23 protein-coding genes are annotated in these 21,463 nt (G+C 67.5%); 14 read left to right on the top strand and 9 right to left on the bottom strand.

Annotated elements, in window-relative coordinates; all coding sequences use genetic code 11:
• Positions 1-67 precede the first annotated feature (67 nt).
• Positions 68-934, top strand: a complete 867-nt coding sequence (locus Y710_RS08460; RefSeq protein ID WP_006898061.1) for a Bax inhibitor-1/YccA family protein — start codon at positions 68-70, stop codon at positions 932-934.
• Positions 935-1,043: 109 nt separating this feature from the next.
• The gene (locus tag Y710_RS08455; RefSeq protein ID WP_006898060.1) at positions 1,044-1,478 is read left to right on the top strand and encodes a hypothetical protein; all 435 of its coding nucleotides are present in this window, start codon (positions 1,044-1,046) and stop codon (positions 1,476-1,478) included.
• A gap of 87 nt (positions 1,479-1,565) precedes the next feature.
• Here Y710_RS08455 and Y710_RS08450 read toward each other — a convergent pair whose 3' ends face one another.
• Entirely contained in the window at positions 1,566-2,786 is a 1,221-nt protein-coding gene (locus tag Y710_RS08450; protein WP_062367153.1) for an acetyl-CoA C-acetyltransferase, read from the bottom strand.
• A gap of 97 nt (positions 2,787-2,883) precedes the next feature.
• Here Y710_RS08450 and Y710_RS08445 point away from each other — a divergent pair, with 97 nt between their 5' ends.
• Complete coding sequence (locus Y710_RS08445) at positions 2,884-4,299, top strand: cystathionine beta-synthase (RefSeq protein WP_006898058.1); 1,416 nt, start codon at positions 2,884-2,886, stop codon at positions 4,297-4,299.
• A complete protein-coding gene (locus tag Y710_RS08440; RefSeq protein ID WP_006898057.1) occupies positions 4,299-5,441 on the top strand; it encodes a cystathionine gamma-synthase in 1,143 nt (380 codons plus the stop codon). Before Y710_RS08445 ends, Y710_RS08440 begins: the two co-directional genes overlap by 1 nt.
• Before the next feature lie 40 nt (positions 5,442-5,481).
• Here Y710_RS08440 and Y710_RS08435 read toward each other — a convergent pair whose 3' ends face one another.
• Positions 5,482-5,985, bottom strand: a complete 504-nt coding sequence (locus Y710_RS08435) for an SRPBCC family protein (protein ID WP_062367151.1) — start codon at positions 5,983-5,985, stop codon at positions 5,482-5,484.
• A gap of 252 nt (positions 5,986-6,237) precedes the next feature.
• Between Y710_RS08435 and Y710_RS08430 the strand changes: the two genes are divergently transcribed.
• On the top strand, positions 6,238-6,537 hold the full coding sequence (locus Y710_RS08430) for a hypothetical protein (protein WP_197462924.1): 300 nt from the start codon (positions 6,238-6,240) through the stop codon (positions 6,535-6,537).
• A 717-nt stretch (positions 6,538-7,254) separates the two neighbouring features.
• The gene (locus Y710_RS08425) at positions 7,255-7,686 is read left to right on the top strand and encodes a helix-turn-helix domain-containing protein (RefSeq protein ID WP_006898053.1); all 432 of its coding nucleotides are present in this window, start codon (positions 7,255-7,257) and stop codon (positions 7,684-7,686) included.
• Between the two features lie 73 nt (positions 7,687-7,759).
• On the opposite strand, the gene greA is transcribed toward Y710_RS08425, so the two are convergent.
• From greA to Y710_RS08410, 3 genes are all read right to left on the bottom strand, one after another.
• Positions 7,760-8,248, bottom strand: a complete 489-nt coding sequence (gene greA, locus Y710_RS08420) for a transcription elongation factor GreA (protein ID WP_006898052.1) — start codon at positions 8,246-8,248, stop codon at positions 7,760-7,762.
• 114 nt (positions 8,249-8,362) lie between these two features.
• The gene (locus tag Y710_RS08415; RefSeq protein ID WP_006898051.1) at positions 8,363-9,112 is read right to left on the bottom strand and encodes a queuosine precursor transporter; all 750 of its coding nucleotides are present in this window, start codon (positions 9,110-9,112) and stop codon (positions 8,363-8,365) included.
• Positions 9,109-9,567, bottom strand: coding sequence for a DUF4307 domain-containing protein (locus Y710_RS08410; RefSeq protein ID WP_006898050.1), 459 nt, complete (start codon positions 9,565-9,567; stop codon positions 9,109-9,111). The genes Y710_RS08415 and Y710_RS08410 overlap by 4 nt, the downstream gene beginning before the upstream one ends.
• A gap of 79 nt (positions 9,568-9,646) precedes the next feature.
• On the opposite strand from Y710_RS08410, the gene mca reads away from it, so the two are divergent.
• The 4 genes from mca to Y710_RS08390 all read left to right on the top strand — a co-directional run bounded on the left by mca (position 9,647) and on the right by Y710_RS08390 (position 14,219).
• Positions 9,647-10,498, top strand: coding sequence for a mycothiol conjugate amidase Mca (gene mca, locus Y710_RS08405; RefSeq protein WP_045537340.1), 852 nt, complete (start codon positions 9,647-9,649; stop codon positions 10,496-10,498).
• Positions 10,495-10,860: a hypothetical protein gene (locus Y710_RS19085; RefSeq protein WP_006898048.1), complete on the top strand. Its 366-nt coding sequence runs from the start codon at positions 10,495-10,497 to the stop codon at positions 10,858-10,860. Before mca ends, Y710_RS19085 begins: the two co-directional genes overlap by 4 nt.
• Positions 10,820-12,856 (top strand): thioredoxin domain-containing protein, encoded by a 2,037-nt coding sequence (locus Y710_RS08395; protein WP_062367147.1) that lies wholly within the window; start codon positions 10,820-10,822, stop codon positions 12,854-12,856. The genes Y710_RS19085 and Y710_RS08395 overlap by 41 nt, the downstream gene beginning before the upstream one ends.
• 271 nt (positions 12,857-13,127) lie before the next feature.
• On the top strand, positions 13,128-14,219 hold the full coding sequence (locus Y710_RS08390; protein ID WP_006898046.1) for a 3-deoxy-7-phosphoheptulonate synthase: 1,092 nt from the start codon (positions 13,128-13,130) through the stop codon (positions 14,217-14,219).
• A 105-nt stretch (positions 14,220-14,324) separates the two neighbouring features.
• Here Y710_RS08390 and Y710_RS08385 read toward each other — a convergent pair whose 3' ends face one another.
• The 3 genes from Y710_RS08385 to Y710_RS08375 form a co-directional block, all read right to left on the bottom strand.
• Positions 14,325-15,773 carry a PepSY-associated TM helix domain-containing protein gene (locus Y710_RS08385; protein ID WP_062367145.1) on the bottom strand — a complete coding sequence of 483 codons (1,449 nt, stop codon included), beginning with the start codon at positions 15,771-15,773 and terminating at the stop codon, positions 14,325-14,327.
• Positions 15,774-15,843: 70 nt separating this feature from the next.
• Entirely contained in the window at positions 15,844-16,344 is a 501-nt protein-coding gene (locus Y710_RS08380) for a hypothetical protein (protein WP_006898044.1), read from the bottom strand.
• A 23-nt stretch (positions 16,345-16,367) separates the two neighbouring features.
• Positions 16,368-17,054, bottom strand: a complete 687-nt coding sequence (locus Y710_RS08375; protein ID WP_062367143.1) for a PAQR family membrane homeostasis protein TrhA — start codon at positions 17,052-17,054, stop codon at positions 16,368-16,370.
• Between the two features lie 60 nt (positions 17,055-17,114).
• Here Y710_RS08375 and Y710_RS08370 point away from each other — a divergent pair, with 60 nt between their 5' ends.
• The 3 genes from Y710_RS08370 to Y710_RS08360 are packed head-to-tail and all read left to right on the top strand — an operon-like array spanning position 17,115 to position 19,165.
• Complete coding sequence (locus tag Y710_RS08370) at positions 17,115-17,897, top strand: isoprenyl transferase (RefSeq protein ID WP_006898042.1); 783 nt, start codon at positions 17,115-17,117, stop codon at positions 17,895-17,897.
• Positions 17,898-17,936: 39 nt separating this feature from the next.
• A complete protein-coding gene (locus tag Y710_RS08365) occupies positions 17,937-18,680 on the top strand; it encodes an SDR family oxidoreductase (protein ID WP_062367141.1) in 744 nt (247 codons plus the stop codon).
• Positions 18,680-19,165, top strand: a complete 486-nt coding sequence (locus Y710_RS08360; RefSeq protein ID WP_062367179.1) for an aminoacyl-tRNA deacylase — start codon at positions 18,680-18,682, stop codon at positions 19,163-19,165. Before Y710_RS08365 ends, Y710_RS08360 begins: the two co-directional genes overlap by 1 nt.
• Before the next feature lie 28 nt (positions 19,166-19,193).
• On the opposite strand, the gene coaA is transcribed toward Y710_RS08360, so the two are convergent.
• Positions 19,194-20,135 (bottom strand): type I pantothenate kinase, encoded by a 942-nt coding sequence (gene coaA / locus Y710_RS08355; RefSeq protein ID WP_062367139.1) that lies wholly within the window; start codon positions 20,133-20,135, stop codon positions 19,194-19,196.
• A gap of 70 nt (positions 20,136-20,205) precedes the next feature.
• Between coaA and Y710_RS08350 the strand changes: the two genes are divergently transcribed.
• Positions 20,206-21,432 carry a hypothetical protein gene (locus Y710_RS08350; RefSeq protein ID WP_062367136.1) on the top strand — a complete coding sequence of 409 codons (1,227 nt, stop codon included), beginning with the start codon at positions 20,206-20,208 and terminating at the stop codon, positions 21,430-21,432.
• Positions 21,433-21,463: the final 31 nt, after the last annotated feature.

Genomic DNA, 21,463 nt, shown 5'->3' with positions numbered 1-21,463 from the left:
TCGAGGATCGTTGAACCCGTGAATCAGCCAAGTCAACTGATGCGCACAACTTTCTAAAGGAGCACCAGTGCGAGAGAGCAGTAACCCGATCATGCGTGGCGTGGTCCGTGACAATAAGAAGGAGGCGGGCGGTTACGCCTCCTTCGGTCAGGGACTGGCGGGCGCCGGCCAGGCGTCGATGGCGACCGGCCAGCAGCAGTACACCGACCAGTACACCCAGGGATACGTGCCTCAGGCCGACACCCGCCCGATGACGATCGACGACGTCGTCACCAAGACCGCAATGACGCTCGGCGTCCTGATCGTCGTCGCCGCCGGCGCCTACTTCGCGATCTCGCAGCAGGCCTCGCTCGCCGCGCCGCTGATGGCTGTCGGTGCGATCGGCGGTCTGATCCTCGTCCTCATCGCGAGCTTCGGCCGCAAACAGGACAACCCCGCGATCGTCCTCACCTACTCGGCATTCGAGGGACTGTTCGTCGGTTCGATCTCGTATGTGTTCGGTAACTGGGTCATCAGCGATGACACCTCGGCCGGTGCGCTGATCGGGCAGGCGGTCCTCGGCACCCTCGGTGTGTTCGTCGGCATGCTGGTGGTCTACAAGGTGGGCGCCATCCGCGTCACCCCCCGATTCACCCGCATGCTGATGGCGGGCATGGTCGGTGTGCTCGTCCTGATGCTCGGCAACCTGGTCCTCGGACTGTTCGGCGTCGACAGCGGCCTGCGGAGCGGCGGACCGATCGCGATCATCTTCTCGCTGGTCTGCATCGCCCTCGCGGCTTTCTCGTTCCTGCTCGATTTCGACCAGGCCGACGAGCTCATCCGCGCCGGCGCGCCGTCGAAGGCGGCATGGGGTGTGGCGCTGGGGCTGACCGTCACCCTGGTCTGGCTGTACGTCGAGATCCTGCGACTGCTGAGCTACTTCAACAGTGACTAGTCAATAGACTTGGCTGGTCGGCTCAGAGCCCGGTGTGCACCGAGAGATCGGTTGCATCACCGGGCTCTTTGTTGTTCGGTGGATACAGGCGCGACGACGGGAGTCGGACATGATCGAACAAGGTCTACGGCGGCGGTTGACGCTTGCGGCGGCGGTCGCGGGCTCGGTTGTGGCGGCGACGGTGGGCGCGGGGACCGCCTCGGCGGCGCCGGTACAGCCGTTCGCGATCCAGCCGGCATCCTTCGGGAACCCGAACGGCAGTTTCGATGTGCCGCCCATCCACTGCGGGCTCGAGAGCGGCCCCGGGGCGGGCCAGGTGACCGTGACCGGAACCCTCTCCGAACGGTGGGGCTGTCTGCCGTTCGGGCGCGTGTGGTGGCTGAACACGGCGACCGGCGCGACCGGCGCCGCACGGATGTCGGCCGGGCTCAACGACCACCCGGCGCAGGCGGTGCTGCACACCGGGCGGGGCCGGATCGTCGTCACGCTGATGGCCGCGGGCGGGGTCGTCACACCGGGATTCGCGACGGTCGACGTTCGCTGAACTGCGAGCGGCCCCGCGGACGCAGAACGGGCGGGTCCGAAGAAGATCTCCGGACCCGCCCGTTCGCGGTCGTGTGAGGGCTCGCCGTCAGAGACGCTCGAGCACCATCGCCATGCCCTGGCCACCGCCGACGCACATGGTCTCGATGCCGAACTGACCGTCGTAGGTGTTGAGGTTGTTCAGCAGGGTGGTGGTGATCCGGGCGCCGGTCATGCCGAACGGGTGACCCAGGGCGATCGCGCCGCCGGAGACGTTCAGCTTGTCATGGTCGATGCCGAGCTCGGCCGCCGAACCCAGGACCTGGACGGCGAATGCCTCGTTGATCTCGAACAGATCGATGTCGGAGATCGACATGCCTGCGACGCGGAGAACCTTGCGCACGGCCTCGATCGGGCCCAGCCCCATGATCTCGGGCGACAGGGCGGTGGCCGCGGTCGCGACGATGCGGGCCAGCGGCTTGAGACCGAGCGCCTTCGCTTTGTCATCGCTCATGACGACCAGCGCGGCGGCGCCGTCGTTCAGCGGGCACGCGTTGCCCGCCGTCACCGTGCCGTCCGGACGGAAGACCGGCTTGAGCTGCGAGATCTTCTCGTAGGTGGTGCCGGCGCGCGGGCCGTCGTCAGTGGTGACCTGGGTGCCGTCGGCCAGCGTGACCGGGTCGATCTCGCGGGCGAAGAAGCCGTCGTTGATGGCCTTCTCGGCACGGTTCTGGCTCAGGACGCCCCAGCGGTCCTGATCCTCGCGGGAGATGCCGGTGTACGAGGCGACGTTCTCGGCGGTCTCGCCCATCGCGATGTAGACGTCGGGGAGCAGCCCGTCCTCGCGGGGATCGTGCCACTTTCCCGCGCCGCCCTCGGAGGCCTTGGCCGTACGAGCGATGGCCTCGTCGAAGACCGGGTTCTTCGAGTTGGGTGCCCCGTCGGCGCCGCCGGAGACACCGAAGCTGGAGACGCTCTCGACGCCGCCGGAGATGAAGACGTCGCCCTCGCCGGCCTTGATGGCGTGGAACGCCATGCGAGTGGTCTGCAGCGACGACGAGCAGTAGCGGTTGACGGTGACGCCGGGGACGTGGTCGAGACCGAGCTCGACGGCGACCACGCGGCCGATGTTGTAGGCGCCCTGGCCACCGGGCTGGCCGATGCCCATGTGGATGTCCTCGATGTCGGCGACGTCGAGTTCGGGAACCTTGGCGAGTGCGGCGGCGACCATCTGGCGAGCGAGCTCGTCCGGACGAACGTCCTTCAGAGAGCCCTTGCCGGCGCGGCCGATCGGGGAGCGTGCGGTGGAGACGATGACAGCTTCAGACATGTGCGCCACGTTACTCCAGGGCGTCACTGCGCATTTCGGACGATCCATTGACCGCCCGATCGGGCGGGGCGTGGTCGTAGATGGGACCATGGACGGTATGCGCATCGCCAATCACGTTGTAGACCTGGTCGGGAACACTCCGCTCGTCAAGCTCAACAAGGTCGTGCAGCCGGGGTCCGGCCTGGTCGCCGCCAAAGTCGAGTACCTCAACCCGGGCGGCAGTTCCAAGGACCGCATCGCCACCCGCATGATCGACGCGGCCGAGGAATCCGGCGAGCTCAAGCCCGGTGGCACCATCGTCGAGCCGACGTCGGGCAACACCGGTGTGGGTCTCGCGTTGGTCGCGCAGCAGCGCGGTTACAAATGCGTCTTCGTCTGCCCGGACAAGGTGGCCGAGGACAAGCGCAACGTGCTGCGCGCCTACGGTGCCGAGGTGGTCGTGTGCCCGACCGCCGTCCCGCCGGAGCACCCCGACAGCTACTACAACGTCTCCGATCGCCTCACCCGGGAGATCCCGGGAGCGTGGAAGCCGAACCAGTACGCGAATCCGAACGGCCCGCTGAGTCATTACGAGACCACCGGTCCGGAGATCTGGCGCGACACCGAGGGCAAGGTGACCCATTTCGTCGCAGGCGTCGGCACCGGCGGCACCATCACCGGAACCGGCCGCTACCTCAAGGAGGTCTCCGACGGGCGCGTGAAGGTGGTCGGCGTCGACCCCGAAGGCTCGGTCTATTCGGGTGGATCGGGGCGTCCGTACCTCGTCGAGGGCGTGGGCGAGGACTTCTGGCCGGACGCCTACGACCCCACCGTCCCCGACGAGATCGTCGCGGTGTCCGACGCCGACTCGTTCGAGATGACCCGGCGGCTGGCGCGTGAAGAGGGCCTGCTGGTCGGCGGCTCGTGCGGTATGGCGGTGGTGGCCGCGCTGAAGATCGCCGAGCGTGAGGGGCCGGACGCCGTGGTCGTGGTGCTGCTTCCGGACGGCGGTCGCGGCTACATGTCGAAGATCTTCAACGACGATTGGATGAGCAGCTACGGGTTCCTGCGCACGCCGCTCGACGGCACTCCGCGCACGGAATCGCGTGTCGGCGATGTGCTCCGAGGAAAGGGCGGCACGCTGCCTGATCTGGTGCACACGCATCCCCAGGAGACGCTCCGCGACGCGATCGAGATTCTTCGCGAGTTCGGCGTCTCGCAGATGCCGGTTGTCGGCGCCGAACCGCCCATCACCGCCGGCGAGGTCGCAGGCGCGGTGTCCGAGCGTGACCTGCTCAGCGCGGTCTTCGAGGGGCGCGCCAATCTGGCCGACCCGGTGTCGGCGCACATGGGCGAGGCGTTTCCGCTCATCGGTGCGGGCGAGCCCGTCTCGGCCGCGATGGAAGCTCTCAGCACCTCCGACGCGTTGATGGTGGTGGACGACGGCAAGCCGGTCGGCGTCATCACCCGGCACGACCTGCTCGCCTTCGCGAGCACGCACCCGATCGCCATCCGTCAGCAGGAGGAGAAGTAGTGTCCGAGCAGGGATTTTCGACCAAGGCAATTCACGCGGGCTGGGATCCGGATGAGCGCACCGGTGCGGTGAACGTGCCGATCTACGCGAGCTCCACGTTCGCGCAGGACGGCGTCGGCGGGATGCGCGACGGGTTCGAGTACGCGCGTACCGGCAACCCGACCCGCCGGGTGCTGGAGGCCAATATCGCGGCCATCGAGGCCGGACGGTTCGGTCGCGGGTTCGCGTCGGGCATGGCGGCCACCGACGCGCTGCTGCGCGCCACGCTGCGTCCCGGCGACCACCTCGTGATCCCGAACGACGCGTACGGCGGCACCTTCCGGCTGATCGACAAGGTATTCACCGAGTGGGGTATCACCTACTCGGTGGCGCCGGTCGTCGACGTCGAGGCGATCCGTGCGGCGATCACCCCCGCGACCAAGCTCGTCTGGGTCGAGACGCCCACCAATCCGCTTCTCAACGTCGGCGACATCGCGGCTGTCGCCGAGGTCGCGCACGCGGCCGGCGCCAAGCTCGTCGTGGACAACACCTTCGCGACTCCGTACCTGCAGCAGCCGCTGACGCTCGGCGCCGATGCCGTCGTGCATTCGACGACCAAGTATCTCGGCGGACACTCGGACGTGGTCGGCGGAGCGATCGTCACCAACGACGAGCAGCTCGACTCCGACATCGCCTTCCTCCAGAACGGCGCGGGCGCAGTTCCGGGGCCCTTCGACGCCTACCTGACGATGCGAGGCATCAAGACACTCGCCGTGCGAATGGACCGGCACTGCGACAACGCCGAGAAGCTCGTCGAGTTCTTCTCGGCGCATCCGAAGATCGAGAAGGTGCTCTATCCGGGGCTGGCCGACCACCCGGGGCATGCGGTCGCGGCCAAGCAGATGCGGCGCTTCGGCGGCATGATCTCCGTTCAGCTGACCGGTGGTCGTGAGGCTGCGCTCGACTTCTGTGCGCGGACTAAGGTGTTCACCCTCGCCGAATCGCTCGGCGGCATCGAGTCGCTGATCGAGCATCCGGGAGCGATGACCCACGCGTCCACCGCCGGCTCTCTGCTCGAGGTGCCCGACAACCTCGTCCGACTGTCGGTCGGAATCGAGGACGCCGACGATCTTCTCGAAGACGTGCGCCAGGCGCTCGCGTAACGGGGACGACGCCGTGAGCCGTGGCGAACGGCTCGCGGTGTCAGCCGTTGAAGGTCGCGAAATGCTTGACGGTGTCGGTCTTCACCGTGCCGAAGGCGCCGTTGGCGATGGGACCGGACAGGAACGGCGGCAGCCCGGTGCCGCCGAGTTCCATCGCGAACTTCCAGACAAGGCGTGAGCCGTGCTCGGTCGGCGACACCCCGGTGTATTCGCCGAACTTCCTGAGTCCGGGGATGTTCGCCCGCACGCCGTGGAAGCCGTGTTTGTACGTCGACGTCTCGGAGTCCTCGTCCCACAGGAAGAAGTACTCGTCCATCTTCACGACGCCCGGGGCGAGTGCCACCGAGCGTGTGGTGCCCACGCCGTACGGCGCGGGCGATGTGTACGTGACCGAGTTCAGTGCACGGCACCAGTCCAGGGTGTTCTGGCGCGTGAACTCGGCCCACGCGGTCTCGGGAGCGACGGGGATGTGCACATCGATGGTGTACTTCATCGGCGCGGTGTCGAAGTAGAACTCGTCGAACGGTTGCAGGTCGTAGGCCATGGGTACGCAGTGTAGCCGTGCGCCGACACGCCGGTGCTGTTCTGGCTGGTCTCTTGACCAGCGAAAACGGTTGCTGGAAAAGAATTCTCGCGCAAAAGTGGAACCGATCGGGCGTTTGGTGCGTCTAATTCATGAACACGAAAACAGACTTGATGGCGAAGGGGATTCCGGAGCGGAGACCGTCTCGATTTGGGGGGTGACGGTCTCCGCTACGGAATGTCGTTCCATCGCGTCGGCGTACCGGAGGGCATAGTGAGCGAACTCGTCTACGTGCAGGAACTCTGGCGAAAACGGGCGGAGGTCGCGCAAGAGTGCGCCGATGAGTTGGGGGAGTTGGCGACGGCGCTCGGCAGTGTTATCCGAACGAACTACTTCGGAACAGGTTGTGTGGAGGGCGAGGGACTCTTCCACAATCTTCAAATACTGGTCCGTGATGGTGTTCAGTCTCTGAATGGCCAGGCGGACTCTGCAGCGGGGCTGGCCGAGACTGCTACTGCAGCAGAGCTGCGTCTTCGGGAAGCGGATGACGTGGCGATCCGACATGTGTCCTAGCGTGTGCACAAGGGGAGCGAGAGTACTCGGTGCTCTGCTGCTCACGTTCGTCGCCGGCGGTTGTGCGCACATCCGTGAGGCAAGCGAAGAAGTGCGATCCGCTGAAACGGTAGGGGTCTTTCAACAGCAGACAGAGACTGGGGCGCTCCCTTTCGAGAACGCGTTTCCCCATCGGTGGAACGAACGGAACGACGGCACCACCTATGAACCGTGTGCGGCCGTGTCGCATGAGGCCCTGGTTGACCTTGGTCTCGACCCATCGACGGTTAACGATTCTGCAGGGACGGACGGCCAGTCTTTGCGAGGCTGTCGATGGAAGTCGACGGCTCTCGGTCGAGCGGATTGGACGGTGAGCCAGTTCGTAGGGAATTCCGTGAGCCTTGCGGCCAACCAGGCGAGATACTCTTCAGAGGTTGACTCTTGGCTACCGGACGTTCAGATTGGCGGTCGCACTGTCGGAGTTCATTACACATCTTCGGGTCAGGATTGTGACACCTACGTCCAATCTGGCCGAGCAGGTGTGATCACGTTGGTCATGTTCCATGTAGTCCCACCGTCGCCGCCCTCCGAGATCTGCGACCGTGCACTGGCCTTCACTCGCGCGACGATCTCGAAAATGCCTTTGTGACAACAAATTTCGCCGCGTAGGCGCAGGTCACGGCACTCGCACACGGTGGTGTGCGGACATTCTGGTGTGCAGTCGTCAGATTGGTTGTTGTGCTGTCGGCCGACCGTGGATCCCTCGAGTGGGATACCTATGCGTTCGCGTTCGGTCATCGTCTGGTGACCGTCCGGAAGGCGCGCGGCCTGTCCCAGGAAGAGCTCGCGGAGCGGTGCGGGTTGCACCGAAACGCGGTATCGAATCTGGAGCGAGCGACCAGCAACAGCGCGTCGGGGATCGCCGACCCGCTGATGTCGACGGTGTACCGCCTCGCTCGGGCGCTCGACGTTCCACCGACCTATCTGATGCCCGGCGCTGATACGCGGCCGGGGATGCGGGCGGCCGAGCAGGAGACCAACCACGCGCTCTCCGACGTCGAGGCGGAGCTACTGAGGCTGCTGGCGGATGAGTTCGCGCAGTCGGACGAGACGACGCCCGACCGGCCTGATGAGCCCCGCCCAGACGACTTTCCGGGCCGGCGGTACTGACGTTCCCTCGGAGTGGGTCCAGACATGAGAAAGGGCCGATCCGCTGTGCGGATCGGCCCTTTCCGGCCTGAACTTACGGCTGGTACGGCTCTGCGCTGACCAGCGTCACACTGATCTCGGCGCCGCTGGGGACCGTGTACGTCCGAGTCTCTCCGACCTTCGCATCGATGAGAGCCGCGCCCAGCGGCGAGCTCGGCGAGTAGATCTCGATGTCGCCCGAACCCTCCTCGCGGGTGGCGATGAGGAAAGTCTCCTTGTCCGACTCGTCGCCGTCGTAGTAGACGGTCACGACCGAGCCGGGGAGCGCCACACCCGACTGCTTCGGGGCTTCGCCGACCTTCGCCTTGTTGAGCAGATCCTGCAGCTGGCGAATACGCGCTTCCTGCTGGCCCTGCTCCTCGCGCGCTGCGTGATAGCCGCCGTTCTCCTTGAGGTCGCCCTCTTCGCGGCGCTCGTTGATCTCGGCGGCAATGACCGGCCGATTCGCAATAAGCGAATCGAGCTCACCCTTCAAGCGCTCGTACGACTCCGGCGTCAACCAAGTCACACCCGCATCGGTCATTGTGGTCTCCTTTGCTGTCCGCTACTGGACGATCTGTCCGCTTGGACTGCTCTAAATGCAGCAACACGGCCCCTCGCGGAGCCGTGCACAGCCAATGATAGCAGCGCCTGTGTTCTAAGGCACATCCGAGGTGACTCGGCTAACATCGGCGAGCGCTTCGGCATAGCTCGGCTCGGCCCGCTTGAGGTAGCGGACCACGGCGTACGTGATCGGCATGACGACCACTTCCACCAGCGTCTTCCACACGAAACCGATGACGACGTAGTTGATGAAGTCCGACCACGTGCTGATTCCGATCGCCGTGGCGGCAATGGAACAGAACACGAGCGTGTCGAAGAACTCGCCGACCACGGTGGACCCGATCAGCCGGGCCCATAGGTGCCGCTCCCCGGCCCGCTCCTTCATCTTCACGAGCACGAAGGAATTCAGCAGCTCGCCGACGACGTAACCGGCGAGCCCGGCGGCGACGATCCGCGGAACCGTGCCGAGGACCGACTCGAACCCGGACTGGCCGTCGTAGAAGTCTGCGGCGGGCAGTTCGATCGCCACCCAGAAGCACAGGGACGCGAGGACGATCACAGCGAAACCGGAGGCGATGGTCCGGCGCATCGCGCGGAACCCGTAGACCTCGCTGATGACGTCGCCGATGACGTAGCTCAGCGGGAACAGGAAGAAGGCCCCGTCGGTCACCAGGCCGTTGACGTGAAGAGGGCCGAGGTCGAAGTGCAGCCAGTCGTCGAACAGGACGACGGCCTTGGTGGCGGCGATGTTGCTGATCAGCATGATGCCGACGAACAGCGCCGTCAGCGCCGGGTAGTACGGACTGGCGAGTTTGGCGAAGACCGCCTTCCCGGCGTGCGTCATGCGTTCGGGGAGAGGTAGGGGGGTACGTTGAGCGTGCAGCCGAACACCTCGCCGATCACCGGCGGCCGAGACGTCGCGACCTCGGTGCGGGCGCCGACCTGCACCTCGGTGCCCGCGGGGACCAGCACCTCGCGGCGGCCCACTTCGGCGCCGTCCTTGGCGCGCGCGCGGACGATGCAGACGACGGCGTCGTCCGGGCTGTTGCGGTTGACGGTGTACTGAACGGCGACGCGGTCGGACGAGAGGAGCTCGTAACCCGTCGCCTGTCCAGAGACGTCCGGATCGCCGAACTGACGGAAACCGAGGTATGCGATCCCGACACCCGCGACGACGACGAGCACGGCGAGCCCGTAGAACCAGCGGCGCTTGCTGCTCCGCGACCGATCTGCCGGATAGGTCGCCCGCGGGCCACTGCGCGGCTTCTGCTGGTCGGCGCCCCCGTCTGATGTGCTCACGCGTCAATACCTACCATGTTGGGTAGGAGCTAAGCGAAGGTGAGGAAGCGTGACCGAACGCGCGAACGGGCTGCGGCTCATGGCTGTGCACGCACATCCCGACGACGAGTCGAGCAAAGCGGCGGCGACTCTGGCCAAATACGCAGCGCAGGGGCACGAGGTGATGGTCGTCACCCTCACCGGCGGGGAGCGCGGCGACATCCTGAACCCGGCGATGGACCGCCCGGGAGTGATGGACAACATCACACAGATCCGGCGTGACGAGATGGCTGCCGCGGCCAAGGCGCTCGGCGTGCAGCACCGGTGGCTCGGCTTCGTCGACTCGGGTCTGCCCGAGGGCGACCCGCTGCCTCCGCTGCCGGAGGGATGCTTCGCGCTGGTACCGCTCGAGGAGGCCAACGAGCGTCTGGTGAAGGTGATCCGCGAGTTCCGTCCGCACGTGATCATCACCTACGACGAGAACGGCGGCTACCCGCATCCCGACCACATCAAGTGCCACGAGGTGTCGATGGCGGCGTGGGACTCGTCCGGTGATCCGGAACAGTTCCCCGAGGCCGGCGATCCGTGGACGCCGCTCAAGCTCTATTACACGCACGGTTTCATCCGCGATCGGATCCTCGCGTTCTCGGACGAGTTCGAGAAGGCCGGTCAGGAGAACCCGTTCAAGGAATGGCTCAGCAAGTGGCGCCGTAACCAAGGCGACATGATGGGCCGCGTCACCACCCAGGTGGAGTGCAGCGACTACTTCGTGCAGCGCGACGACGCACTCCGCGCACACGCGACGCAGATCGACCCCAACGGCTTCTTCTTCGCTGTCCCGCTGGAATGGCAGCAGCGACTGTGGCCGACCGAAGAATTCGAGCTGGCGCAGACCCGGGTGCACACAGACCTCCCGGAGAACGATCTCTTCGCCGGAATTGAGCAGCAATGAACGTCCTGTCCCTGTCCTCTGACGCGGTGATGCTACTGGCCGACGAGCCGGCGAAAGGCCCGGAATTCGGCAAGGCGTCGCCGATCGGCCTGCTGATCATCATCCTGCTGCTGATCGCCGTCTTCTTGCTGATCCGGTCGATGAACAAGCAGCTCAAGAAGCTGCCCGAGAGTTTCGACGCCGACAATCCTGCACCGGACCAGGCCTTCGACGACGGCACCGACCGAGTCGACGACCCGGCCGGGCTACCCGAGTCGACGACACCGGCCGAGGCCGAGAACGGCGCCGGTGACGGACACCGGAACAACACGGGCCACGACAATGGAGGCCAGAACAGTGGAGGATCCACAGACCGCGGATAGCGCTCGTAATCGGCTCGGTGAATCGTCGAGCCCCTATCTGCGCCAGCACGCCGCCAACCCGGTTCACTGGCAGGAGTGGGGTGAGGAGGCCTTCGACGAGGCGCGCCGCCGCGACGTCCCGGTGCTGCTGTCGGTGGGGTATGCCGCGTGCCACTGGTGTCACGTGATGGCGCACGAGACCTTCGAGAACGAGACGCTGGCCGCGCAGATGAACCGGGACTTCGTCTGCATCAAGGTGGACCGAGAAGAACGTCCCGACATCGACGCGATCTACATGGCCGCGACGGTCGCGATGACCGGCCAGGGCGGGTGGCCGATGACCTGCTTCCTGACACCCGACGCCGATCCGTTCTACTGCGGCACCTACTTTCCGCCCACGCCCCGCAACGGGCAGCCCGGATTCTCCGAGGTGATGGACGCGATCACCCGGACCTGGGATCACCGGCGCGACGAGGTGATCGTCGCAGGAACCAAGATCGCAGAACACCTGCGCGCCAACGCGGCCTCACTGCCGACCGGGCCGCCGCCGGACGCACAACTGCTCGCCGACGCGGTCCGCGCGATCTGTTCCGACGAGGATCCGCGCTCGTCCGGATTCGGCGCTGCGCCGAAGTTCCCGCCCACCGCCCTGCTGGAAGCACTGTTGCGCGCCGATGAACTGCTGGGTCTCGGCGAAGCAGGTGCCGTGGCCACGCGCACCGCCCACGCGATGGCGCGCGGAGGCATATACGACCAGCTAGCGGGCGGTTTCGCCCGCTATGCCGTCGACGCAGACTGGGTGGTTCCGCACTTCGAGAAGATGCTCTACGACAACGCTCTGCTGTTGCGCGCGTACGCCCATCTAGCGAGGCGCGGTGACGCGCTGGCGCTGCGGGTGGCGGAGGAGACCGCCGACTTCCTCGACGAGCACCTGTGGACCGGGTCGGGATTCGCCTCGTCGCTCGATGCCGACACCGAAGGCGTCGAAGGGCTCACCTACGTCTGGCGCCCCGGCGAACTCATCGACGTGCTCGGACCCGACGACGGCGCGTGGGCCGCGGCGCTGTTCACCGTGACCGGTCGGGGGACGTTCGAGCAGGGGGCTTCCACGCTGCAGTTGCTCCGCGACCCGGGCGACCGGATCCGTTACGCCTCGGTGCGGTCGCGTCTGCGCGCCGCACGGGACCGGCGACCGCAGCCCGACCGGGACGACAAGGTGGTGACCGCGTGGAACGCGATGACGGTGACGGCTTTGGCCGAGGCCGGCGCCGCGCTGGCAAGACCGCGGTGGGTGGCGCGAGCCGCCGAATGCGCGCGGGTCCTCGCCGAGGTGCACTTGGTCGGGGACGAGTTGCGACGGTCGTCGCTCGACGGGACGCCGGCGGCGCCCCTCGGCGGTCTCGACGACTACGCGGCCTTCGCGACGGCGCTGCTGACGCTGCACCAGGTGACTGGTGAGATCGGCTGGCGCACAACGGCGTCGGCGGTCATCGAGAAGATGATCGAGGTCTTCGCCGACCCGGATTCGTTCGGCGCCTGGTACGACGCCCATCCGACCGGCCTGCTGCTCCGTCCGCGCGATCCGGTGGACGGGGCCACCCCGGCGGGTGCCTCGCTGGCCGCCGAGGCGTTGCTTCTGGCGTCGACTCTCGTCCCCTCCGTCGACGATGCCGCACGCTACGGGGAACTGCTCGACGCGACCCTGAGCCGCTCGGGACTCATTCTCGCCAAGGCGCCGCGCTCGGCCGGGCATTGGCTTTCGGTGGCGATCGCGCGAGTGGCCGGGCCCGTCCAGGTGGCGGTGGCTCAGTCCGCCGACAGCGCGGGCGAACTCGCCGCGCAGATCCGGCGCGGCGTGCCGGGCGGCGTGGTGGTGGTCGCCGGCGAACGGGATTCGCTGCCGCTGTTGGAGGATCGAGGACCGGTCGGCGGGTTGGACGCCGCCTACGTGTGCCGCGGAACCGTCTGCGATCTGCCCGCCGTCGACGCGGAGACCGTGCTGGCCGCGATCCCGTGACCCCCGACCGCCGATTTGGCGGCCGGGGAAGCGGTTGTGCTAGCCTCGGTCGCGTGATGCAGTCCGCACGCTATTGGCGTTTCTTTATCAAGGCTCCGGGTGGGGCCGAGATGAAGCGATAACGCGCGCACGCATCAACCTTCCCGGAGCCTGAGCAGTGACCTGATGGTCGCTGCTCTCGTCGTTTCGGGAGTATCTCAGAGCGCCTCAGGCGTGAATCCGGAAGCGGCGGACCAGCCCGATTCGCGGATGACACCTGAAAGGCATTTCCTTGACTACCACCACCGACGCCGCAACCACCGACAGTGGGCAGAGTTCGTCCACCTCCGACCGGCGGGTGACGGCGTTCTCGCCGATCCCGTCTCCGGAGGCTCTCCGCAGTGAGCTTCCGCTGACCGCGCGTCGCGCCGAAGCCGTGCAGCGCGATCGGGAGGAGATCGCGGCGATCCTCGCCGGCCACGACGATCGGATGATCGTGGTGGTGGGGCCCTGCTCGGTCCACGATCCGGTCGCCGCGCTCGACTACGCCCGTCGCCTCGCGCCGCTCGCCGAGCAGTACCGCGACGCGCTGAAGATCGTGATGCGCGTGTACTTCGAGAAGCCGCGCACCACCGTGGGATGGAAGGGACTGATCAACGATCCCGGGATGGACGGATCGTTCGACGTCGAGCGCGGACTGCGGACGGCCCGCGCGCTGCTGCTCGACGTCATCGATCTGGGACTGCCGGTGGGCTGCGAATTCCTCGAGCCGACCAGCCCGCAGTACATCGCGGACACCGTCGCCTGGGGCGCGATCGGCGCTCGCACCACCGAATCGCAGGTGCATCGCCAGCTGGTGTCGGGACTGTCGATGCCGGTCGGTTTCAAGAACGGGACCGACGGCAACGTCCAGGTCGCGATCGACGGCGTCAAGGCCGCGGCGGCCGAACACGTCTTCTTCGGGGTCGACGACTTCGGTCGCGGCGCCGTTGTCCACACCTCGGGCAACGAGGACTGCCACATCATCCTGCGCGGTGGCACGCCCGGCCCGAATTACGACGCGGCTTCGGTGGACTCCGCGGTTCAGACTCTCGCGGAGGCCGGTCTGTCGCCGAAGGTGATGGTCGACTGCTCTCATGCGAACTCGGGCAAGGATCACGAGCGGCAGGCGGAGGTCGCGGTGGAGGTCGCGGAGATGTTCGCCGCGGCTCGTCGTGCGGGCGAGGACCAGGTGCTCTCGGGTGTGATGCTGGAGAGCTTCCTGGTGCCGGGAGCGCAGTCGCTCGGCGGCGACCTGGTGTACGGGCAGTCGGTCACCGACAAGTGCATGGGATGGGACGCGTCGGCCGAAGTGCTCGCCCGGTTGGCGCGCGCCGCGCGGTAGGGGTGCCGAGCGGCACCCCTACCCTCAGCGGCGACTACCCGGAGCGGGGTACGGGCGCGCCATGCCTCGCCGCCTTTCGCCCGTTCCGGGTAGACGGAGAATCAGCTATGCGGCTGATTCGAGACCGCGTGTGCGGACGGCGCCGATCACTGTGTCGACCACCAGGAATGCCAGCAGTGGCCAGCCGAGCAGCGGGATGAACCAACCGATGGCCACCGCTGCCACCGCGATCGCGAGCGTGAGGGGCAACGGGAGCTCCCGCAACGCGCCACGTGCCGGGGGCGCACCGATCCGGCGGGTGCGCGACCGCCGCTGCCACCACGACCGGTAACCGAGCACGATCGCGACGATGAGCGCGATCATCACCGCGAACAGCAGGAGCTGATTGGCCAGGCCGAACAGCAGCCCCATGTGCAGCTGGATGCCCCACGCGGACAACTTGGCGGCCAGCGGCCAGTCGGAGAAGTCGTTGACGTCGACCACGGCGTCGCGCGACGGATCGACGGCGATGGAGCTGGTCGACATCCGCCACGGGACGCGATTCTGGGCCACGACGAAGGCTGTCGAGGCGTTGTCGGGGATCGTCACCTCCACCTGCCCGCCGATGCCGTTGGCACGCGCGATAGCGATGGCGCCGTCGATTCCCGCGACCTCGTCGGCCGAGGACATGGCACCGGACATGGAGCCCGATCCGCTCATCTGATGATCGGCGTGCTCGCCTCCGGCGGCCTGCGGTGTGCCGGTGAGGGACGAGTCGACGGTCGGAGTGGTCCAATTCAGCGCCGACCGCAGCTCGGTGACGTGTTCGCCCGCGTAGGTCGACCAGGTGAGGCCGGTGGCCGACAGGAACAGCAGCGCCACGGCGATCCAGGTGCCGATGACGCCGTGTCTGCTGATGGTTCGGCCCCGGCCGCGCATGCGGGGAAGGCCGCGCAGCATGGAACCACTGCCGGTCGCGCGGCGGCGCTTGCGGACCTGGACCGCCCACATGACCAGACCGCCGAGCGCGACGACCCACAGCCACGACGCGGCCAGCTCGGAGTACATCCTGCCCGGTTCGCCGAGGTGCAGACTGCGGTGGAGTTGGTCGATCCACGTACGGACCGGGAGCGCGCCGGACGACCCGTACGACGCGAGCTGGCCGAGCGACTCACCGGTCACCGGGTCGATGAAGACGGCGAGTCGCTCCGACTCGCCGAGCGACGGGTCGGAGAAGAGCACGCGAGTGGTGGCACCGGGTTCGGTGGCCGGCTGCACCGCCGTGACCTGGAGATCGGGGCGTACGGCCTGGGCGGCGCGGACCTGCTCGGCGACCGACTTGGCCGGACCGGACGAGTCCGTGTGCAGTTGGTGCCGGTAGATCAACTGCTCGGCCGACGGGGAGACGGCGTAGAGAGCGCCGGTGACGGCGGCGATGAGCAGGAACGGAGCGATCAGCACGCCGGCGTAGAAGTGCAGTCGCTGAACGAGGCGGATGAGGGTCGCGCGGGTGGATGCGGGTCTCGGCGGCGAGTCCGGAGTTTCCGGGGTCGCCGAAGACAGAGTGGTGGACAACGGTGTGCCTTTCGGTCAAGCAGAAGTCATCGCGCGCCGTCGACGGCACGCGATGTGATGACGTGGGTTGCTAGACCGAAAAGGGCGGGCCTCGGCGTCCGACGGCGCCGAGGAAGACGAGCGCGGCCGGTGCGGCTTGCGGGGGAGCGGGAACGACGACGGCGGCGTAGCCGGTCCGGGGCCGCAGCCGCAGACTGCTCGCGCGAACGGCGAGCGCAGAGACGGCCCGCACCAGGATCTCGGCTCCGCACAGCAGCAGCAGTGCGGCTATGGTGCCCGCGGTGTGCATGACGGCCATCGGCGCGGTGAACAGGTCATGGTGATGACCCGAGGTGAGCACGAGCAGCAGGTGGACCAGTGCCTGGCCGGCCACGAGTGCGGGCAGTGCCCGAACGCTGGGCGCGGCGCGGACGCCGATGCCCACGGCCACCGCGGCCGCTCCGACCATCAGAAGTACCGACGTCTCGGGGAGCATGCCCTGCGCGGTCGCGTGGGCGAGCACGCCGGTGACGGCGGACGTTCCGCCGACCACTGCGCCACGCAGGCGCGAGAGGCGGATCGGCGTGTTCACCCGCTCAGATTAGCCCGGCGGCCTCAGCCGATCACCACCAGCCAGACGGCGATGTAGTGCAGGGTCGCTGCGATGGCGGTACAGGCGTGGAACACCTCATGATGGCCGAATACTCCGGGCCAGGGTTCGGGCCAGCGCAGGGCGTAGAGAACGCCGCCGAGGCTGTAGAACACGCCGCCGACGGCGAGCAGCACGATGACCGCGACGCCGGTGTTGTGGACCAGCATCGGCGAGACTGCGATGATCACCCACCCGAGCACGATGTAGAGCACCACTCCCAGCCAGCGCGGCGAGGCGGGCCAGATCATCTTGAGAGCCACTCCGACGACGGCACCGGCCCACACGACGCCCAGCACCCACCAGCGTGTCGGCGAATCGAGACCCATCACGCAGAACGGGCTGTAGGTGCCGGCGATGAAGACGAAGATCATCGAATGGTCGGCGCGTTTCATGGCGATCCTCGCCCTGGGGGTCCGCCAGTCGATCCGGTGGTACACGCTGCTGGTGCCGAACAGCCCGCAGATGGTGATCACGTACACGACCACTGCCACCACCGCGGGGGCGCTCCGGTGCATCGCCGTGCCGACGATCAGCACGACGCCGACGGCCGCCGCGACGAAGGCGGCGTACGTGTGGATGACTCCGCGCAGCACGGGCTTGACCCCGGCGGCGGGGCCTGCGGGCCTGGTAGGCGTCGAGGAGTCCGTCATGAAACCTACGGTACCGTAAGTTTCGCTCCGGTAACTTACCGGCGGAGTAGGATCACGGCTGTGAAACTGCTCCCAGACCGGCTACGCGGAGGCATGCTGCGCGTCTACGAGCATCGGCTTGTACAGCTGATGGATCCCGAGCGCATTCCGCGGCACGTGGCGATCATCTGCGACGGCAACCGGCGGTGGGCGCGGGAAGCCGGCTTCGAGGACGTCAGCCACGGGCACCGGGTGGGCGCACAGCGCATCGCCGACATGCTCGGGTGGTGCTCGGAACTGGGCATCGAAGCGGTCACCATCTACCTGCTCTCGACCGAGAACCTCACGCGCGACTCGGACGAGCTCGATGCGCTCATGGAGATAGTCCCCGACATCGTGGACGAGATCTCCGACGTCGACGCCGACTGGCGCGTCCGGATCGTCGGAAACCTCGATCAGCTCCCGACCGCGGTGGCCCAACGGCTGCGCGAGGCGTCCGATCGCACCGAGGGCGCGGCCGACATGACCGTGAACGTGGCCGTCGGCTACGGCGGACGGCAGGAGATCGTCGACGCGGTACAGCAATTGCTGATCGAGGCCCTGGCGGCGGGCGCGTCCTCCGAGGAACTGGTGGACGCGGTGACCGTCGAGGGCATCGACTCCCACCTCTACACCAGTGGGACGCCCGATCCGGACCTGGTGATCCGGACTTCGGGCGAGCAGCGCCTCAGTGGATTTCTGCTCTGGCAGTCCGCGTACTCGGAGATCTGGTTCACCGACGCCTACTGGCCTGAGTTCCGGCGCGTCGACTTCCTGCGCGCCTTGCGGGACTACACGGCACGTAACCGCCGCTTCGGCAAATGAGGTCGATCGGCGGCGAGAATCCACGAGAGGGCTGAGAACATGCGAGTCACCGTCGTCGGCGCCAGCGGGGAGTTCGGTTCGGTGCTCAGCGACATACTGCAACGCCGCGGTGCGCAGGTGACCCGAGCGCATCGGGCGACCGGCGTGGACGCGGTCACCGGTTCGGGCCTGGCGCAGGCGTGCGAGGGCGCCGACGTCGTGGTCGACGCCACCAGCCTGCTGTCCCGAAGCGGTGACGAATCCGTGCGATTCTTCGGTGCCGTGGCCCGGAACATCTCGATCGCCGCGGAGGCTGCGGGCGCGGCAGTGGTGTTCCTGTCGATCTACGGTGCGTCCGACCCGGTCGTCAACAGGAAGATGGGGCACTACCGCGGCAAGGCGGAGCAGGAGACGGTGTACGCCGAGACCCTCGGCGGCACGGCCACCGCGGTGCTGTCGACGCAGTGGTACTCACTGGCGCAGAAGTTCCTCTCGATGCTCACCTTCGGTCCGATCGGTGCAGCACCCCGGATGCTCAGCCGTCCCGCGGCGGTCGAGGATGTGGCCGAGATGTTCGCCGACGTCGTGCTGGACACTGCGCGACCTGCCCGTGTGACGGTGGCTGGACCGGCCGTCATGGATCTGGCCGACGCCGCCAAAGCGATAGCCGCGCAGAAGGGTTCGCCGAGATTCGTGTTCGGCGTCAACTACGGCGGACCCGGTCTGCGCTCGGGCGGACTGGTCCCGGACCACCCGGATGCGATCACCGAGACGACTTTCGATCAGTGGCTGGCGAGGCGCTGATGGCAGCGGCGACGCCGGCCATCGCGGCGCTGGAGCGCGCGGGCCTGCCCTTCGAGGTCCACCGGTACAAACACGACCGCCGACGCGGCGACTACGGCGACGAGGCGGTCGCCGTCACGGTGTCGACCCTCGGCGTCGACGCCGCGCAGATCCTCAAGACCCTGGTGGTGGACCTCGGCGGCGAACTCGGTGTGGCGATCCTGCCGGTGCCGGAGAAACTGTCGTTGAAGGCGGTGGCCAAGGCGTTCGGAGCGCCGAAGGCGGAGATGGCGCAGGCGGCGAGAGTGACCCGCTCCACCGGCTACGTCCTCGGCGGTGTGTCGCCGCTGGGCCAGAAGACCGCGCTGCGGACCGTCGTCGACGAGTCTGCGCTGCAATGGGATTCGGTGCTGTGCAGCGGGGGCCGCCGCGGCCTGGAGATCCGGCTGGCTCCCGCCGACCTGGTGACCGCGACGAACGCGGAGATCGCGCCGATCACGGCCTGAGGCCGCGCTCGTCGGCATCGGGCCGGCGTCAGAGTTTGCGCAGCCGCACCCGGTTGATCGCGTGGTTGCCGTCTTTGCGCAGCACGAGGGTGGCCCGCGGTCGCGTCGGCAGGATGTTCTCGATCAGGTTCGGGCGGTTGATGGAGGTCCAGATGTCGCGCGCCGCGATCGTCGCCTGCTCGTCGGTCAGCGACGAGTAGTAGTGGAAATGCGACTCGGGGTCGGCGAACGAACCGGTGCGCATCTGCAGGAATCGGGAGATGTACCACTTCTCGATGTCGGAGGTCTTCGCGTCGACGTAGATCGAGAAGTCGAACAGATCCGAGACGGTCAGGGTGGGACCGGTCTGGAGGACGTTGAGGCCCTCGACGATCAGGATGTCGGGCTGGCGCACCGAGTGCACCACGCCGGGCACGATGTCGTAACTGACGTGGTCGTAGACCGGTGCCGAGACCTCGGGCGTGCCCGACTTCACCTCGGTCACGAAGCGCAGCAGCGCGCGGCGGTCGTACGACTCGGGAAAGCCCTTGCGGTGCATGATGCCCCGCCGCTCCAACTCCGCCGTCGGCAGTAGGAATCCGTCGGTGGTGACGAGGTCGACCTTCGGGTGGGTCTCCCACCGCGACAGCAGCGTCGCCAGGACGCGGGCGGTGGTCGACTTGCCGACGGCCACCGAACCGGCGATGCCGATCACGAAGGGCACCTGTCGATTCCGCTGACGTTCGCCGAGGAAGGTCGACGTCGCCGCGAACAGTCGCTGTCTGGCCTCCACCTGCAGGTGGATCAACCGGGACAGCGGAAGGTAGACCTCAGCGACCTCGTTGAGATCGACTTGCTCACCGAGGCCGACGAGTTTGTCGAGTTCAGACTCGTTCAGCACCATGGGCATCGACTGCCGCAGCTCACGCCACTGCTTGCGGTCGAGTTCCAGGTACAGGCCGGGGTCGCGGTCGTGGGATAGACGCGCCATGGAGGGTAAGGCTACAGGGACGCCGATGTCGCGGAGACGATAGCCGGGCGTCGCCGGTAGCGTTGGTCACATGACAGGTGGCATGTCCGCGGATCCGGTGACCGAGTACCTGCGGCTGGGGCTGGCGTTCGACCGCCTCGAAGAGGGATTCGTCGACGCCTACACCGGTGATCCCGCATTGCGCGTGGAGGTCGAGAACGCGCCCGCGCCGCACCCGGCCGAGCTGGCGGACCGCGCCCGCGCGCTGCAGCGCGAGTTGCCGGCCGGTCTGCCCGCCGAACGGGCCGAGTTCGTCGGGGCCCACTTGCGTGCACTCGAGTGCTCGGCCCGCAAGTTCGCGGGCGAGGAGGTCGGGTTCGTCGACGAGGTCCAGGCGTACTTCGACGTCCGGATCGAGCCCGGCGACGAGGCCGTCTACCGCGAGGCCCACGCCGGGATGGCCGAGGCGCTCGGGGTGCCGGGGGCGACCGGCGACCGGCTCCGCGAGGCGTACGCCGCCTACCGTCGGGCCGACGAGATCCCGGCCGCCGCGGTGGCGCAACTGATCGCGGAGTTCTCGGGCAGTCTGCGCGAGACGGTGCGCACCGCCTTCCCGCTGCCGGATGCGGAGACCGTCGAGTTCGAAGTGGTCGGCGACAAACCGTGGTCGGGCTTCAACTACTACCTGGGCGGTTACCGTTCCAAGGTCGCGGTGAACACCGATCTGCCGCAGTACATGTCCTCATTGCCGGGGCTGATCGCTCACGAGGCCTACCCGGGACACCACACCGAGCACTGCCGCAAGGAACAGGGTCTGGTCGGATCGGGACAACTCGAACACACCGTGTTCCTGGTCAACACGCCCCAGTGTCTGATGGCCGAGGGGCTCGCCGACCACGCGCTCGCGGCGGCCAAGGGCACCGGGTGGCACGAGTGGGCCGCGGAGATCTACGCCGACTTCGGGCTGCGTTTCGACCCCGAGCGGGCGCGCGCGGTCGGGGCCGCGGCCGCCGGTCTGATCCGGGTGCGTCAGGACGCGGCCCTGGCGCTGCACGATCGCGGCGACGACATCGACGATGTCGCGGCCTTCCTCCAGCGCTGGCTGCTCGTGGCTCCTGACCGGGCCCGCCAGATGCTCCGGTTCCTCACCTCGCCGCTCTGGCGCGCGTACATCTCCACCTACGTCGAGGGCTACGCCTTGCTCGAGACCTGGCTCGATCGGGCCGGCCCCTCGGGTCCGGAACGTCTGGCACGGTTCGGCCGACTGCTGGACGAGCCGCTGATCCCGGCGTCGCTGCGCAGGGAACTCGCCGCGTAGCGGGCCGCCGGTTCGCCCGTGAACCCGACGC

The organism is Gordonia sp. QH-12, assembly GCF_001578675.1.
In the GTDB taxonomy this organism is placed as follows: domain Bacteria; phylum Actinomycetota; class Actinomycetes; order Mycobacteriales; family Mycobacteriaceae; genus Gordonia; species Gordonia sihwensis.
Note: the sequence above shows the minus strand (reverse complement) of the source record. Positions and strands in the feature narration are given on the sequence as shown.

Excerpts from the sequence above, each read along its gene's own strand:
- Y710_RS08360 (WP_062367179.1), top strand. The coding sequence starts at position 18,680 with ATGGCAGCGGCGACGCCGGCCATCGCGGCGCTGGAGCGCGCGGGCCTG.
- Y710_RS08415 (WP_006898051.1), bottom strand. The coding sequence starts at position 9,112 with ATGACGCACGCCGGGAAGGCGGTCTTCGCCAAACTCGCCAGTCCGTAC.
- Y710_RS08455 (WP_006898060.1), top strand. The coding sequence starts at position 1,044 with ATGATCGAACAAGGTCTACGGCGGCGGTTGACGCTTGCGGCGGCGGTC.
- coaA (WP_062367139.1), bottom strand. The coding sequence starts at position 20,135 with ATGGCGCGTCTATCCCACGACCGCGACCCCGGCCTGTACCTGGAACTC.
- Y710_RS19085 (WP_006898048.1), top strand. The coding sequence starts at position 10,495 with ATGAACGTCCTGTCCCTGTCCTCTGACGCGGTGATGCTACTGGCCGAC.
- mca (WP_045537340.1), top strand. The coding sequence starts at position 9,647 with ATGGCTGTGCACGCACATCCCGACGACGAGTCGAGCAAAGCGGCGGCG.
- Y710_RS08450 (WP_062367153.1), bottom strand. The coding sequence starts at position 2,786 with ATGTCTGAAGCTGTCATCGTCTCCACCGCACGCTCCCCGATCGGCCGC.
- Y710_RS08375 (WP_062367143.1), bottom strand. The coding sequence starts at position 17,054 with ATGACGGACTCCTCGACGCCTACCAGGCCCGCAGGCCCCGCCGCCGGG.
- Y710_RS08445 (WP_006898058.1), top strand. The coding sequence starts at position 2,884 with ATGCGCATCGCCAATCACGTTGTAGACCTGGTCGGGAACACTCCGCTC.
- Y710_RS08365 (WP_062367141.1), top strand. The coding sequence starts at position 17,937 with ATGCGAGTCACCGTCGTCGGCGCCAGCGGGGAGTTCGGTTCGGTGCTC.
- Y710_RS08395 (WP_062367147.1), top strand. The coding sequence starts at position 10,820 with ATGGAGGCCAGAACAGTGGAGGATCCACAGACCGCGGATAGCGCTCGT.
- Y710_RS08350 (WP_062367136.1), top strand. The coding sequence starts at position 20,206 with ATGACAGGTGGCATGTCCGCGGATCCGGTGACCGAGTACCTGCGGCTG.
- greA (WP_006898052.1), bottom strand. The coding sequence starts at position 8,248 with ATGACCGATGCGGGTGTGACTTGGTTGACGCCGGAGTCGTACGAGCGC.
- Y710_RS08435 (WP_062367151.1), bottom strand. The coding sequence starts at position 5,985 with ATGGCCTACGACCTGCAACCGTTCGACGAGTTCTACTTCGACACCGCG.